Raw genomic sequence first — 14,575 nt, forward strand, 5'->3', positions numbered from 1 at the left:
GTGGTGAACGGCGTGACGACCGGCGAGGGCGACACCCGCATTCCGGCGGGAGACGCACGGCTCACGGAACTGGCCCGGAGGTTCGGCACCCCCGCCTACGTCTACGACCTCGGACGGCTCGCGCCCGCGGTCGTATCCCTCACCACCGCCCTGCCCGGCGGTGCGCGCCTGCTGTACTCGCTCAAGGCCAATCCGCACCCCGCCCTGGTGGGCCGCCTCGGTGAACTCGGCGTGCACGCGGAGGTCAGCTCGGAGGGTGAACTGCGGACCGCGCTCTCCGCCGGGCGGCAGACCGACCAGATCCTGTACACCGGGCCGGGCAAGACGGCGGGGGAGGTCAGGACCGCGCTCGCCGCCGGGATCCGGCTGTTCTCCGTGGAGTCCCTGACGGACCGTGGGCGGCTGGCCGAACAATGCGCCCAGCTCGGGGTGGACACCCGGTATCTGGTCCGCCTGAACGGGCCGCGCGGCAGTACCCGAGGCTCACTGCGGATGACCGGTCGTCCCTCGGCCTTCGGCGTGGACACGGCCGACGTCGACGCACTCGCGGAACTGCTGCGCCCCCTCGGCCGGGCCCGCCCGGTCGGCACGCACACCTTCGCGGCCACCAACATCGACGATCCCCACGCGCTGCTGGCCGAGTTCGCGCTGGCCGTGGACAGCACCGCCGAGGCGGTCGGCCGGGCTGGATTCGTCCCGGAGATCCTGGACCTCGGCGGAGGCTTCCCGGCCCCGTCCGGCCGGCCCGGGGACATCCCGCGGCACCCGCGGCTGGCCCGGGGACTGGCCCACGCGCTGGATGCCCGCTTCCCCGGCTGGCGGGCCGGGCGGCCCAGGATCCTCTTCGAAGCCGGGCGGTCCCTGGTGGCCACCGCCGGCACCCTGCTCACCACCGTCCTCGACGTCAAACGATCGGGAGGCAGGACGTTCACCGTCCTGGACGCCGGAGTCAACGTCCTGGGCGGCATGTCCGGGCTGGGCCGGCTGCTGGCACCCGGTATCCAGCCCTACGCGCTGGACGAGCCGGCTCCGGCCGCCGGGGAGCCCGAACCGGGTCGCGCGGGCACCCTCGTCGGACCGCTGTGCACACCGCTCGATGTGCTCAGTGGCTCCGCCGCGCTGGAGGACCCGTATCCAGGGCAGCTGATCGCGGTGCCGAACGTGGGCGCGTACGGGCTGACGGCAAGTCTGCTGGGCTTTCTCAGCCGGCCTCTGCCGGTCGAGGTGGTGGTCGAGGACGACCGGGTCCTGTCCGCCCGGCGACTCGTCCTGCAACCGATGGAGCTGACGCCGCGTGACTGACCCGGACACCCAGCAGACCTCCGCGCGGACCGCTGACGGGCCCGCGGGTCTCGAAGAACTGGTCGCCCTTCTCGCACGCCACGCGGCCGAGGTGGACCGGACGGCCCGCTTTCCGGTCGAAGGTCTGACGGCGCTGCGCTCGACCGGCTTTCTCGGCTACCTCGTGCCGACCGCATACGGCGGCACGGGCGGCGGACTGGCGGGCTTCGCGGAGGTCGCCCGGACGCTGGCCGGGGGATGCCTGTCCACCGCCATGATCTGGGCCATGCACTGCCAGCAGGTCGATGCACTGGTCAGGCACGCCGGCGAGGAGCTGCGCGAGAACCTGTTGCCCCGGGTGGCCGCCGGTGAGGTCTATCTCGGCTCCGTCACCACCGAGGCAGGCAAGGGAGGCCATCTGCTCTCCGCGCACGACGCACTGCTGCGCGACGACACCGAGGCGGACGGCAGCAGTCACACCCTGCTGCTTCGGCGCTCCGCACCGGTGGTGACCGGCGGCGCACACGCCGACGGCTTTCTGATCACCATGCGCGCCGACCAGGATTCGGCCGAGCACGCGGTCTCACTCGTCTACGCCGACCGCACCGCGCTGACCGTGCGGCCGACCGGGACCTGGAACCCCCTGGGCATGCGCGGAACCGACAGCGGCGGGTTGTTCCTCGAAGGCGTCGTGCACCGGGAACACATCGTCGGTGCGCCGGGTCGCTTCCGTGAAGTGGCCGTCGACAGCATGATTCCGGTGGGGCACATCGCCTGGAGCTCCTGCTGGCTCGGGGCGGCCCGGCAGGTTTTCGCGGACCTGCTGCGCAGGCTGGCCCGAGACGGCCGCACGGACCTGGGGTCCCCGCTCGTCCGGGAACGCATCGGACGGATCCGGATGGACCTGGAACTGGTCAGTGCCTATCTGCGGCGCGTCGTGGAGGAGGTCCAGCTGCTCCGGGCGGCCCATGAGCCCGCCGGAGCCGCGGCGGTGCAGATCCACGTCAACACACTGAAGCTGGCCGCCTCGGAGCTGACCTTCTCGGCCGTCGACCGGATGGTCCAGCTGGCCGGTCTCGGGCTGGGGTACAGCCCCGACTCGCCACTGCCGCTGGAGCGCACCTTCCGCGACCTGCGGTCAGCCTCGCTGAACTTCGCCAACGACCGTCTGTGGACCGCCAACGGCGCACTCTCGTTGATGGACCGGAAGGTGAACCTGCTGTGAACGACGCCTTTGCCGGATCGGCCGCCGAAGCGCTGGCGATGGTCGACAACCACTACTACACCGGCTCGCACTACGACAGTCGCTACGCCACCTACACCCACGATCTCGACTTCTGGCTGGAACTGGGGCGGCGGCACGGGCCGGAAGTGCTGGAGCTGGCCTGCGGCACCGGCCGCATCAGCATCCCGCTGGCCCGAGCCGGCTGCCGGGTCACGGGAATCGACATAGCTCCGAGCATGCTCGGCCGCGCCGAGCGCAAGCGAGGCCCTGGCACCGCCAATCCCCGGTTCCTCACCGCCGACATGCGCTCGTTCGACCTCGGCCGACGCTTCGACCTGATCCTGCTCCCGTGCAGCAGCATCACCCATCTGCTGCGCGCCACGGACGCCGTCCGGTGTCTGCGGTCGGTCCGGGCGCATCTGAAGGACACCGGGCATTTCGTGCTGGACCTGCTCAACCCCCACCCCGGTCGCCTCGACGAGGCGGACCGCGAGTGGCGGGACCGGTTCGAGTACCCGGACCCGGTGGTGAACACCGGCCTGGTCACGGTCCGCGGCCGACGCCGGTACGACGCCGACCGCCGGATCCTGGTGGACGAACTCGACTACCACTTCACCGCGACCGGCCGAACCGACCGGGTGGTGCGCCGGAGCCGGATGTTCCCGCACGACGAACTGACCGGACTGATCGAGCAGGCGGGGCTGACCGTGACGGGCACCGCGGGCGGCTTCCGCGGTGAGCCGTTCGGACCGGACGCCGACACCCAGGTCCTGTTCTGTGTGCCGGCTCCGAGCGGTGCGGGGAAGGGGCACGCACACATTCCCGAGGACGAAGCCCGGTGACCCTCTTCGAACGAGTCACGGCGCGCACCGCCGGGCGGCACGCAGTACACCTGGAGTGGTTCCGCACCCGGTTACGCCTGTTCAGCGACCTTCCGGACGCGACCGACTACCTGGTCGCCCAGCACCATGTGGTGGGGCCGCCCGTTCCGGCCGGCGATCCGCCGCCCCCGCGGGCACCGGCGCCGGCCCTGCACCTCACGGCCGACGCCCGGCTGCTCGACGTGGTACGCGGCACGGCGAGCGGACAGCGGATCACCGGACGCGAGTCGTTCACCGGCTGGTGGTACGACTGCTGGCGGGCCGGGGACGGCGTGTTCGTCCTCTCCTCCGGGCGCGGTCACGAGTCCGAACACGCCCTGCTGACCACCGACTTCAGGTCGTGGGCGCTCGTCGGCGCGCATCCGGGCCCACTGCCCGGCACCGCGGCGCGGACGATCCGCGAGCTGGTGCGTGAAGACCTCCTCGCCGAGGGCGCCCTGATGATGCACGCTTCGGCGGCCGTCCTGCCCGACGGGCGCGGGCTGGTCATGGTGGGCGGGTCCGGCGCCGGCAAGACCTCGGCCGCCGTCCGCGTCGCCCGCGCCCGAGGACGCTGCGTCGCGACGGACCGGCTTCTGCTTCTTCCCGACGGAGCCGACTGGATCGCCGTCGGTCTGCCGATGTCCACCCGACTCGGTGTCGGCGCGCTGCGCGCCCTGGGGGTGACCGACGACCTCCTGCGCCGCCCTCTCATCCGTCATCGGGCCGGGGCCCCCTCCCCGGCGTCGTCGGCCGGGGCGCGCTCGGCCGACCCTCGCGCCAAACTCTCGCTGAGCAACGAAGAGGTGTTCGACGTGATCGGCGGCGGTTTCGTCAGCGCCACGCGGGTCGACCGGGTCGTGGTGCTGCGCGCCTGTGCGACGGCGATGCCGCGGCTGTCCACCCTGACACCGGCCGAGGCGGTGCCCGCGCTCCGGGAAGAGGCACTCCTTCCCGATCCCGCCTACCGAAGCCGCTGGCTCGCCCACGACCCGCGGCCCGAACCGGCGACCTGGACGCTCGGGCACCTGTCCGCGCTCGCCGCCGACGTCCCCGTGGCGGAGCTGCGGTGGGATCCGCACCTGCACTGCGACGAACAGACACACAACCGGCTCGCTCCTCGCGGGCGTCGTACGACAGCGCGGACCGAGCCGGGAACACCGTGCGCGGCGCCGGCGGGAGAGGGACGATGACGGCTGTCACGCCACCGGACCGGACACTCCGCCCGAGGGTGGATCACGACGTCTGGCAGGTACTGAAGCTGGTCGCCCGCACGCAGGGGCTGGACCAGGAGCCCGACGACAGTGCCGGGCTGCTGCGGCGCAAGGGCTTCGACCACGGACGGCTGGTCGAACAAGCCATGCGGCAGGGCCTGCTGGCAGCCCTTGCCGACTTCGTGCTCCGCCATGACCTGCGGCGGGCGCTGCCGGCCCGGCTGCGCAATCCGGTCGCCACGTACCTCCAGGTCAGCAAGTACCGTGCCGCCAGACTCACTTCCGAGGCGGCCCGTATCTCCGCGGCCCTCACGACGGCCGGGCTGCCGGCGGCCTGGACCAAGGGCGTCGTCCTGCAGTCCACCCTGTACGACGGCACCGGAACCCGGACGTTCAACGACATCGACCTGATGATCCATCCGAGGGAGCGGACGACGCTCCCGGAGCGGCTGGTAGACCTCGGCTACACGCCGGACGTGACGTACCACCAGCCCAGCGGCACCCTGCGCCCGACGTCCAGGGCAAGCCGGCGGATCTACCAGCTCTCCCCCGACCACCTGCCGCACTTCCACCGGCTGGGCACCGATCCGGTGGTCCCCTGCATCGCGGTGGATGTGGCGAATTCCCTGACGTGGCACCACAGTTCGTGGCAGGTGCCGATGGACGACGTCCTCGCCGACCTGCGCGCAGTCGACCTCGGCGCCGACACCCGGCTGCCCGCGCTCTCCTCGTGGCACTCCTTCCTCTTCACCTGCCTGCATCTGTTCAGGGAGGGCTGGACGCAGCGCACGGCCGAGCTCAAGGACGTCTCGCTCGCGCAGTTCGCCGACGTGCTGCGGGAGTGGGAGCGGGCCTCCGGTCCGGTGCGCTCGCGGATCGCGCGGGAGACGGCCGAACACGGCCTGGAGCAGCCGCTCGCATGGGTCTGCGGTCACACGGACGCGCTGTTCGGTACGCGGATCACCGAGGAGCTGAGGCTCGGCGGGCAGGCGACGCGGCGTTGGCTCGCCGCGATGCTGGGCTCGGACGGCCGGATTCGGCAGTGGTCGGGAGACATGGAGCATCGGCTCCGCGGACCGGACACCGCGCTCTGACCGGCGCGCTTCGACCGGCGCGCTTCGACCGGAGCCCGGAGTGACCCGACAGATGATCCCGACTTGGAGAAGGAACAGATGGAGCAGCACGTAGCAGATTTCCGGGAGAACGGATTCACCGTCGTCCGGGGCGTCTTCGACGCGGAGGAGGTGACCCGGCTGACCGCCGCGGTCGACCGCGTGGTCGACAGGGTCCGCAGCGCGCCGGAAGCGTACGAGAGCCGGTACACGGCCAAGGACGGAACAGGTGCGGACACGTGGGGGGTGAACCATGTCTTCGACCCCGGGCTCTACCAGGAGGAGCTCGCCGGGATGTTCGCCCACCCCGCTCTGATGGGATTCGTGCACGCGTTTCTGGGGCCGCGGCTCCGCTTCTGGAACGCACACGCCCTGTGGGAGCCGCAGCGGGTCGACTATGAGCTGAACTGGCACAAGGACAACGGCGAGAACGAGCACTTCGATGCCTCCGGCGGTTCCAACCATGTCCAGCTCGACATCAGCCTGACCGACCAGCGGGCTTTCCGGGTGGTTCCCGGCTCCCACCGGCGGCCGCTCACCGACGCGGAGCGCCGGCAGATCGAGGCGAAGGACATCGCCCCGCTGCCGGGCGAGGTCGCCGTGGAGCTGGGGCCCGGTGACGTCCTCTACCGCAACCACCACACCGTGCACCGCGGATCGTGCCGCGCGGGAGATCTCCGGCGCGCCCTGGACATCAATCTCCAGGCCTACGACGAGCCCTGGGGCCCGCGTCCGTCGTGGCGGTTCATGCGTCATGAGGGCTATCTGGACAGCGTGCACCCGGCTCTGCGCGAGTTGCTGGCCAACACGGCGGAATGGGACGCGGCCCATCCGCTGTCCCGGGCCGAGCTCGCCCGTCGGATGCGCTCCGGCCGGGAGATCAGCCGGCACATCGCCGACGGCAAACCGCACGGATCCAGGAACGGGCATGTCTGAGCCGTCCGCCGCCCTGGCGGCGGACACCCGCCGTGGCCCGGCCGGAAGCCGGGGCACCAGAAACACGGGAATCGAGGGACCGATGGACAACATGAACCGGGGCGCCTACGTCGTCTCCAGCTACCTGAGCCCTTCGGGGCTGTCGGCCTTCACCGCCCGCCGGCACGACCAGAACGTGGCCCTCTGGCACGTCGACCAGCAGGCCGTCACCCTCGTCCGCTACTGGGAGATCGAGCGTCTGTCGGGCATCAAGCACCACCCGCTCCCGCTGTACGACGCGCGGTCCTCGGCCGACCTGCTCGACATTCTCCTCGCGCAGGAGGGCCTGACCCGCGCGGACGTGTCCGAGATATGGGGTACTCCCGGCCTGGAGGTGAACGAGGTGCTTCCGGCGTTCGACCGCCGGGGCCTGCCGGCCCACAGCCTGGCCCACCTGTTCTCCGGACTCTGTATGGACTCCGACAAGTTCCAGGAGTCGGACATCATCGCGCTGGCCATGGACGCGGCCCCCGACTTCCTGCTGGAGAGCACGGTCCTGGACGAGTACTGGTATGCCGGTGCCATCTCCCGGAAGGGCTCGGTGACGGTGGTACCGGTCGAGTCCCCCGGCCAGTTGTGGTCCGCGGCGGAGCGGCTCCTGGAGAAGGAGCCGGGCACGCTGATGGCACTCGCACACGCGACCCCGGTCGCCATCGACCATGACGTGGAGCCGCTGATCGCCCGACGCTACTGGGGTGGTCACCGGCTGAGCGAGGACTGCGTCCGGATCGTCAAGTCCCTCATCGAGGCGGCGGAACGCGTCATCACCACCGGTTCCGGCGAGGGGGACGAGCGGTTCAGCCGGGAGGAGTTGGTGGCGAGTGCCGTCTCCAAGATCGTGCAGTCGGTGTCGACCACGATCGCCGAGCGCAATGTCGAGATGCTGCTGGAGCAGTCCGGGTTCTCTCCGCAGGAGACCTATCTGTCCATGTCGGGCGGTTTCGCTCTGAACTGTCCCACCAATTCACACCTGTTGTCGCTCCACCGTTTTCGCGGTCTGCTCATCCCGCCATGCGCCAACGACTCGGGCCAGGCCCTGGGAATCGGGCTGATGGGCTTCCACGCCCGGGGCGACCTGACCCGGCGTCGGGTCGCCACCGCCCTGCCGTACGCGGGGGAGTGCCGGTTGGGCGTCGAGGAGGGGGTCGCACGCTGGGACAAGTGGATCCTGGACGTCCGGGACTTCGACCCGGAGACGTTCGTCGCGGACCTGCGACGCCGGCCGGTCGCCTGGGTGGACGGGGCGGCCGAGGTGGGGCCGAGAGCCCTGGGGCATCGCAGCCTCCTCGGCGATCCCCGCACGCTGGAGACCAAGCACTTCCTCAACGAGGTCAAGCAGCGCCAGTGGTGGCGGCCGGTGGCGCCGATCGTGCTGGAGGAGTGCGTCGCCGACTGGTTCGTGGACGGCCGGCCTTCGCCGTTCATGCTGGAGACCTTCCAGCTCGCGCCGGACAAGCGGCACCTTGTGCCGGCCATCGTGCACCTGGACGGAAGCGCCAGGATCCAGACGCTCTCCGACCGGGACGAACCCTTCCTCGCGAAGGCGCTGCGGGCGTGGCAGCAGCAGACGGAGGTGCCGATCATCTGCAACACCTCGCTCAACGACCGGGGCGAACCGATCGTCAACAGCGCGTCGGACGCGCTCAACCTGTGCGTCCGCAAAGGCATCGAGGTCGCCTACATCGGGCGCCGCCGCTATCTGCTCGACATCCGGGGGCAGGCCCCGGGTGCCGACGGCCCCGAGGAGCGGCCGCTCAACGCGCTATTCGCACAGCAGGACAGCCGGCCTGCCGCCCTCTTCGACCCGTCGGTGGATCCGAACGTGATGTACCTCCTCTACTTCTGGCCGACCATGCACAAGTACGCCGACAGCCCCTCCGGCCTGGCGCGGCTTCGTTCTGTCGCCCGTCGCCTGTCGCAGCAGGACAGCGGCTACGAGGCCAGGGCGCGGAGATTCATGGACCGCTGGCGCAACGCCCTGGACCTGTGGGTGACTCCCGTTCGGGGGAGTGGTGCCGACGACTGAGGAGTCCCGTGAGCAGTACGCACAACGTCTGGTGCAGGGCATCCGGGAAGTTCGAGTCCATGAATGCGAAGCTCGGGTCGGCGTCGTAGACGGCGCGTACCGCGGGCGCCGGGTGGGTGTGGGTCCACAGGCCGGAGACCAGCACGATGATCAGGTTGGCGCCCTGCTCGGAGTGCGGTCGTTCGAGTTCGGGGAAAAGGCGCCGCAGCAACTCGGCCAGTCCGAGCAGGCTGTCGCGGGCGCCTTCCTTGTACCGGGTCGCGACCTCGATGGAGATGTTGTACTCCAGTACGCCGGCCTGCGCACTGAGCAGTTCGCACAGCATCGGTCGGGTCGCGAAGGATGCGGCCAGCCCGGATGCCGCGGCCTCGATCCTGACGTTCAGAGGGTCGCGCGCGTCGACCAGTGAGCAAAGCTGTTCGCCCGCTTCGGTCAGGAAGTCACGGGCGCTCTGGTCGAGCAGGTCGAGCAGTACGGCCTCACGTGATTCGAAGTAGCGCAGCACGTTGGACTTGGCGAGCCCGACACGGCGGGCCAGCTCGTTGAGGCTCATCGCGGAGACCGGCATCTCGGCGAGCATCGCCACGGCGGTCTGCAGGATGCTCTGCCTGCGCTCCAGACGCTGTTCCTCGCTCCGTGCCCGCTGGAAAGTGGTCATGCCCGAAGTGTACAGACTGCCGGTCTCTTGATTAGAGACCGCCGTCCTCTTGTGTTCAGACTGGCGGTCTCTTATGTTTGTGGCAGCGCAAGCCCCATCGAACGAACCCACACCAACAAGGGAACTTTCATGTCGAACAAGGTCGCACTGGTCACAGGAGCCTCTTCCGGCATCGGTGAGTCCACCGCACTCCGGTTGCAGAAGGCGGGATTCATCGTCTACGGCGCCGCGCGACGCGTCGATCGCATGGACGCGCTCGCCGCCGCAGGTGTACGCACGCTGCCCCTGGACGTCACCGACGAGACATCGGCGAAGGACGCGATCAGCAGGATCATCGAAGACGAGGGGCGCATCGACGTCCTGGTCAACAACGCCGGATACGGCTCCTACGGATCCCTGGAAGACGTGCCCCTGGACGAGGCCCGTGCCCAGATCGAAGTCAACCTCTTCGGCCTGGCCCACCTCACCCAGCTCGTGCTGCCCCACATGCGCACCCGGCGCAGCGGCACGATCGTCAACATCAGCTCCATGGGCGGGCGCTTCGCCACACCGATGGGAGTCTGGTACCACGCCAGCAAGTTCGCCGTGGAGGGGCTCAGCGACGCACTCCGGCTCGAACTGAAGCGGTTCGGCATCAGCGTCGTCCTCATCGAGCCCGGCTCGATCCATACCGAGTGGGGCGCCATCGCGGCCGACAAGCTGCGCGCCACCTCCGGCCAGGGCCCCTACGCCGAGCAGGCCAAGGCCATGGCGAAGTCCCTGGAAAGCAGCTCCCGGGAGGGGGCCCGGATGACCTCTCCCCCTTCCGTGATCGCGGACGCGGTGACCAGGGCAGCCACGACCCGCCGCCCGCGCATCCGCTACCGCGTCGGCTTCGGCGCCCGCCCTTTGATCACGCTCAGCCGGCTCCTGCCCGCCCGCGCCTTCGACGCGCTCATCAAGCGAGGCTCCGGCGTACCGGCCTGATCCCCACCCGCCAAGGAAAGGAACCCCTTTGTCCAGTCCCGTCGAGCCTCGCCCTCAGGCCCTGTTCGTGCTGTCCTCCGCCCGGACTCTGCCGCTGAGCAAACCGGTCGGCCACCCAGGGATTCCCACCGGCTTCTTCCTGGTCGAACTCGCCGCGATCATGGCGGCGTTCGAAGACGAATACGACTTCTTGTTCGCCACCCCGGACGGTAACCCGCCCCAGCTCGACATCAACGGCCTCGCCCTCAACTTCCACGCCGCCGGCAACCTGGGCAGCGCCACCGCTCGCACCGCCATTCAGAGTGCCGCCAGGCACTCCACCCCCCAGGAAGTGCGCGCCAAGAACCCCGCCCTGCTGGAACGCCGAAACGCCGAACTGGCCCTTGCGCGACGACACCTCGGACGCATCCCGGTCTCCCAGGCACTGCCCAGGACCGACCCCGAGGCCGCCTCCATCAGGGACGACGTCGTCGCAAGCTTCGAAGCCCTGCCACAGCGGCACTACCACTCGATCCCCGAACTGATCCGCCGGCACCGCGACCCGGGCAACGACTTCTCCCTCGAGGATCTCGCATTCGTCCACATGCCCGGCGGCCACGCACCCATGGTCGACTTCCACGACAACCCGTGGATGGGCGAGCTGCTGCACACCCTCCAGGAGAGTGCGGTGCCGATCTCCCTCATCTGCCACGCCCCCGTCGCGCTGACCTCCGCCCGCTACCGCGTCGATGACGAAGGCACCGTCACGACCGATGAACAGCACCGGTTCAAAGGCGCGCACATCACCACAGTCCCCCGCCACGGCGAGCGCATGATGCTGGAGACGCAGTACCCCAAGGTGCCCGGCGAAGCCACCCGCCTGCCCTACTACGTCGACGTCGCCCTGGCCGAAGCCGGATACGACGTCGGCCTCACCCTGAACCCCGCCGCCGTCAAAGTCGTCTGGGACGACGAGCACACTCTGCTGACCGGCAACGGACCCCAGTCCGTCGACGCCCAGACCGAACAGCTCACCCGGATCACACGGAAATGCCGGGAGGAGCCACCGACTTCGGCGAACCGAACGGTGTCACCGTGGGTGGAATGAACCGGCCGGATGGACGGAGGCCGGGCCGGCGATCGGCTTACACTCCGGGAGCCATCCGCGTGGTTGGCCCGGCGACCGGCCTTCACCGCCGGCTCCGGACGCGGGATTCCTCGAGGAGGAAGCCGGTGGAAGAGCGGTTACGGTTCTCGGTCCTGGGGCCGGTCAGGGCGTGGCGCGGCGAGGGCGAGATCGAACTCGGCCCGCCGCAGCAGCGGGCGGTGCTGGCGGCACTGCTGCTGGCGGAGGGTTCGCAGGTGCCGGCGAGCGGGCTGGTCGACGCGGTGTGGGGGACGAGGGCGCCGGCCTCGGCGCTGGGCATTCTGCGGACGTACGTGCACCGGCTGCGAAAGGTGCTGGAGCCCGCCGGGGACAGCGCGTCGTCGGTGATCCGTTCCACGGGGGACGGCTACCAGCTCCGTATCCCGCCGGAGACGCTGGATCTCGGCGTCTTCCGGGAGCTGCTCGCCCGGGCCGAGCGGGCGCGGCGTGCGGGAGACACCAAGGGCGCGGGGGAGTGCCTGCGGGAGGGGCTCGGTCTGTGGCGGGGGGCGGCGCTGGCCGGTGTCCGGGGCGAGTACGCGCAGGCCCAGCGGCAGTGGCTCGGTGAGCTGCGGCTGTCCGCGGAGGCGGCGCGCATCACGGCCGAACTCGACCTCGGCGGTCATGCGGAGGCGGCCGCGGAGCTGACCGGGCTGGTCGCCGAGCACCCCCTGGACGAGCGGTTCCGGGAACTGCTGATGCTCGCCCTCTACCGGTCGGGACGGCAGGCGGCGGCCCTGGCCACCTACCGCGAGGCACAGACACGGCTCGCGGGTGAACTGGGGGTCGATCCCGGCCCGGCACTGCGGTCGATGTACGAGCGTGTGCTGCGGGCCGACGTCGGACTCCTCGCTCCGTCGGCCCCGGCCGAGGCGGCCCCCGTGCCCGCACCCGTGCCCGCCCCGGCCGTGCCCGCCCAACTGCCGGCAGGGTTGGCGGTCTTCGTCGGCCGGGACGCAGAACTGGCCGAGGTGGCCCGGTTGCCGTCGGCCCGTACAGTGGTGGTCAGCGCCATCGCGGGAACGGCGGGCGTGGGAAAGACCACCTTCGCGGTGCACTGGGCGCGACAGATCGCCGACCGCTTCCCGGACGGCCAGCTGTATCTGAACCTGCGGGGTTTCGACCCGGTCGGCCTGCCGGTCCCGCCGGAGAACGCCCTGCGTACGCTGCTGGAGTCGCTGGGCTCCGAAGTGCGCGGGCTCCCCCAGGACCTCGACGCGCTCTCGGCCCTGTACCGCACCCTGCTCACCGGCAGGCGTGTGCTCGTGCTGCTGGACAACGCCCGTGACGCCGCGCAGGTACGGCCCCTGCTGCCCGGGGCACCCGGCTGCCTCGTGATCGTCACCAGCCGAAACCTGCTCTCCGGGCTGATCGCCGTGGACGGCGCGCACCCCCTCCACCTCGACGTGCTCTCCGTGGCGGAGGCCCGCGCGCTGCTCGCCCGGCGCCTGGGGCCCGGCCGGGTCGCGGCCGAACCGGACGCGGTCGAGGAGATCATCGCCCGCTGCGCCGGGCTGCCGCTCGCGCTCGCGGTCACCGCCGCCCGCGCAGCGACCCGCTCCGCCATCTCCCTGGCGGCGATCGCGGCCGAACTGCGCGCGAGTGCGGGCGGCCTCGACGCCTTCCACGACGGCGACACCGCGGCCGATGTCCGCGCCGTCTTCTCCTGGTCGTACCACTCCCTCACCCCCGACGCCGCCGGGCTGTTCCGGCTGCTCGGCCTGCACCCCGGCCCCGACATCACCCTGCCCGCGGCGGCGAGCCTGGCCGGACTCGCCGTCCCGCACACCCGTCAGCTGCTGGCCGAACTCATCCGGGCCCACCTCGTGGACGAACCCGCCGCCGGCCGCTACGCCTCCCACGACCTGCTGCGTGCCTACGCCACCGAGCTGGCCGAGACGGTCGACCCGCCGTCGGATGTGCGGGCGGCCCGGCACCGGATGTTCGACCACTATCTGCATACCGCCCACGAGGCGACCGGGCTGATGGCCCCCGGACGATTCATGGTCTCCCTGGCGCCCGTGGCCGACGGGGTGCGTGCCGAGGAATTCAGAGGGGACGTCGTGAAGGCGGAGGCCTGGTTCGCCGCCGAGCAGGCGGTGCTGCTCGCGCTCGTCGAACAGGCCGCCACTCACCGCTTCGACGTCCACACCTGGCAACTCGCCTGGGCCGTGGACATCGATCTCTACCGGCGTGGCCTGGGCCAGGAGCAGGAGGCCGTGCACCGTACCGCCCTGGACGCGGCGCGCCGACTGAGCGACCGGACCGCCCAGGCCCATGCCCACCGTGGCTCCGCCGCCGCCCTGACAGGGCTGCGCCGCCTCGGCGAGGCACGGGTCCATGCCGAGCGGGCCATCGAGCTGTACACCGAGTCGGGCGACAAGAGGGCCTGCGCCGAGGGCTATCTCACGTTGTCCTGGGTGGCGGAGCACGAGGGCGACCCCGAAGGCGCGCTCGCCGCCGGACAGCGGTCCCTCGCGTTCTTCCAGGCCGACGGCGGCCCCGGCGCCGACGACAGCCGGGGCCGGATGGCGCTGGCGATGGCGCTCAACTCGGTCGGCTGGGACCTCACCCTGTCCGGGCGCTATCAGCAGGCCCTCGACCACTGCCGACAGGCGCTGGCGCTGCAACAGGAACTCGGATTCGACACCGGTGCGGCAAGCACCTGGGACACCATCGGCCATGTCCACCACAACCTCGGTCAGTACGAGCAGGCGGTCGTCGCCTTTCGCAACACCCTCGCTCTCGTGCGGCGGGACGAATTCCCTTGGCTGGTGGGCGGCACCCTCATGCGCCTCGGTGACACCCATCTGAGTGCCGACCGCCCGGACGAGGCCCGCGCCGCCTGGACCGAGGGGCTGGACATCTTCGAACGGCTCGGCCACGCCGACGCCGAGTCCCTCCGCACCAGATTGCGTCGGCTCGACGAGCCGGGCGGCTCTCCGGACGCGAACACGGCACTCACCGACTCGTAGCCGGCCTTCCCCCGGCCTTCCCCCGGCCGCGACCCGGCCCGCCCACAACTCGGCGCGGGCCGCGGTCAGGGGGTGGGACCGAGTCGGCGTGCCCTGCCGCGCGCAGCGCGAGACACGCGTCGAGGCGGACGTGAACGATTCGTGTATCGGCTGTCAA

The 14,575-nt window shown here is 70.9% G+C and carries 11 protein-coding genes; 10 read left to right on the plus strand and 1 reads right to left on the minus strand.

What is annotated here, in order from left to right; translation table 11 throughout:
• Window positions 1–12 precede the first annotated feature (12 nt).
• From ABT057_RS22140 to ABT057_RS22170, 7 genes are all read left to right on the plus strand, one after another.
• Window positions 13–1,302, plus strand: a complete 1,290-nt coding sequence (locus ABT057_RS22140) for a type III PLP-dependent enzyme domain-containing protein (protein ID WP_352344978.1) — start codon at window positions 13–15, stop codon at window positions 1,300–1,302.
• The gene (locus ABT057_RS22145) at window positions 1,295–2,506 is read left to right on the plus strand and encodes an acyl-CoA dehydrogenase family protein (RefSeq protein ID WP_352344980.1); all 1,212 of its coding nucleotides are present in this window, start codon (window positions 1,295–1,297) and stop codon (window positions 2,504–2,506) included. Before ABT057_RS22140 ends, ABT057_RS22145 begins: the two co-directional genes overlap by 8 nt.
• Window positions 2,503–3,348, plus strand: a complete 846-nt coding sequence (locus tag ABT057_RS22150) for a class I SAM-dependent methyltransferase (protein ID WP_352344982.1) — start codon at window positions 2,503–2,505, stop codon at window positions 3,346–3,348. The genes ABT057_RS22145 and ABT057_RS22150 overlap by 4 nt, the downstream gene beginning before the upstream one ends.
• On the plus strand, window positions 3,345–4,559 hold the full coding sequence (locus tag ABT057_RS22155; protein WP_352344984.1) for a hypothetical protein: 1,215 nt from the start codon (window positions 3,345–3,347) through the stop codon (window positions 4,557–4,559). The genes ABT057_RS22150 and ABT057_RS22155 overlap by 4 nt, the downstream gene beginning before the upstream one ends.
• 38 nt (window positions 4,560–4,597) lie before the next feature.
• Complete coding sequence (locus tag ABT057_RS22160; RefSeq protein ID WP_352344985.1) at window positions 4,598–5,674, plus strand: nucleotidyltransferase family protein; 1,077 nt, start codon at window positions 4,598–4,600, stop codon at window positions 5,672–5,674.
• A 78-nt stretch (window positions 5,675–5,752) separates the two neighbouring features.
• On the plus strand, window positions 5,753–6,628 hold the full coding sequence (locus ABT057_RS22165; protein ID WP_352344987.1) for a phytanoyl-CoA dioxygenase family protein: 876 nt from the start codon (window positions 5,753–5,755) through the stop codon (window positions 6,626–6,628).
• Entirely contained in the window at window positions 6,621–8,693 is a 2,073-nt protein-coding gene (locus tag ABT057_RS22170; protein ID WP_352344989.1) for a carbamoyltransferase C-terminal domain-containing protein, read from the plus strand. Before ABT057_RS22165 ends, ABT057_RS22170 begins: the two co-directional genes overlap by 8 nt.
• Here ABT057_RS22170 and ABT057_RS22175 read toward each other — a convergent pair.
• Window positions 8,623–9,351, minus strand: coding sequence for a TetR/AcrR family transcriptional regulator (locus tag ABT057_RS22175; protein WP_352344991.1), 729 nt, complete (start codon window positions 9,349–9,351; stop codon window positions 8,623–8,625). The two genes, ABT057_RS22170 and ABT057_RS22175, sit on opposite strands and share 71 nt — an antisense overlap.
• Before the next feature lie 129 nt (window positions 9,352–9,480).
• Here ABT057_RS22175 and ABT057_RS22180 point away from each other — a divergent pair, with 129 nt between their 5' ends.
• The 3 genes from ABT057_RS22180 to ABT057_RS22190 all read left to right on the plus strand — a co-directional run bounded on the left by ABT057_RS22180 (window position 9,481) and on the right by ABT057_RS22190 (window position 14,418).
• Window positions 9,481–10,317 carry an oxidoreductase gene (locus ABT057_RS22180; protein WP_352344993.1) on the plus strand — a complete coding sequence of 279 codons (837 nt, stop codon included), beginning with the start codon at window positions 9,481–9,483 and terminating at the stop codon, window positions 10,315–10,317.
• A 28-nt stretch (window positions 10,318–10,345) separates the two neighbouring features.
• Window positions 10,346–11,404 carry a type 1 glutamine amidotransferase family protein gene (locus ABT057_RS22185; RefSeq protein WP_352344995.1) on the plus strand — a complete coding sequence of 353 codons (1,059 nt, stop codon included), beginning with the start codon at window positions 10,346–10,348 and terminating at the stop codon, window positions 11,402–11,404.
• A gap of 125 nt (window positions 11,405–11,529) precedes the next feature.
• On the plus strand, window positions 11,530–14,418 hold the full coding sequence (locus ABT057_RS22190; RefSeq protein WP_352344997.1) for an AfsR/SARP family transcriptional regulator: 2,889 nt from the start codon (window positions 11,530–11,532) through the stop codon (window positions 14,416–14,418).
• Window positions 14,419–14,575 lie beyond the last annotated feature (157 nt).

Source organism: Streptomyces sp. NPDC002588, assembly GCF_040295925.1.
GTDB lineage: Bacteria > Actinomycetota > Actinomycetes > Streptomycetales > Streptomycetaceae > Streptomyces.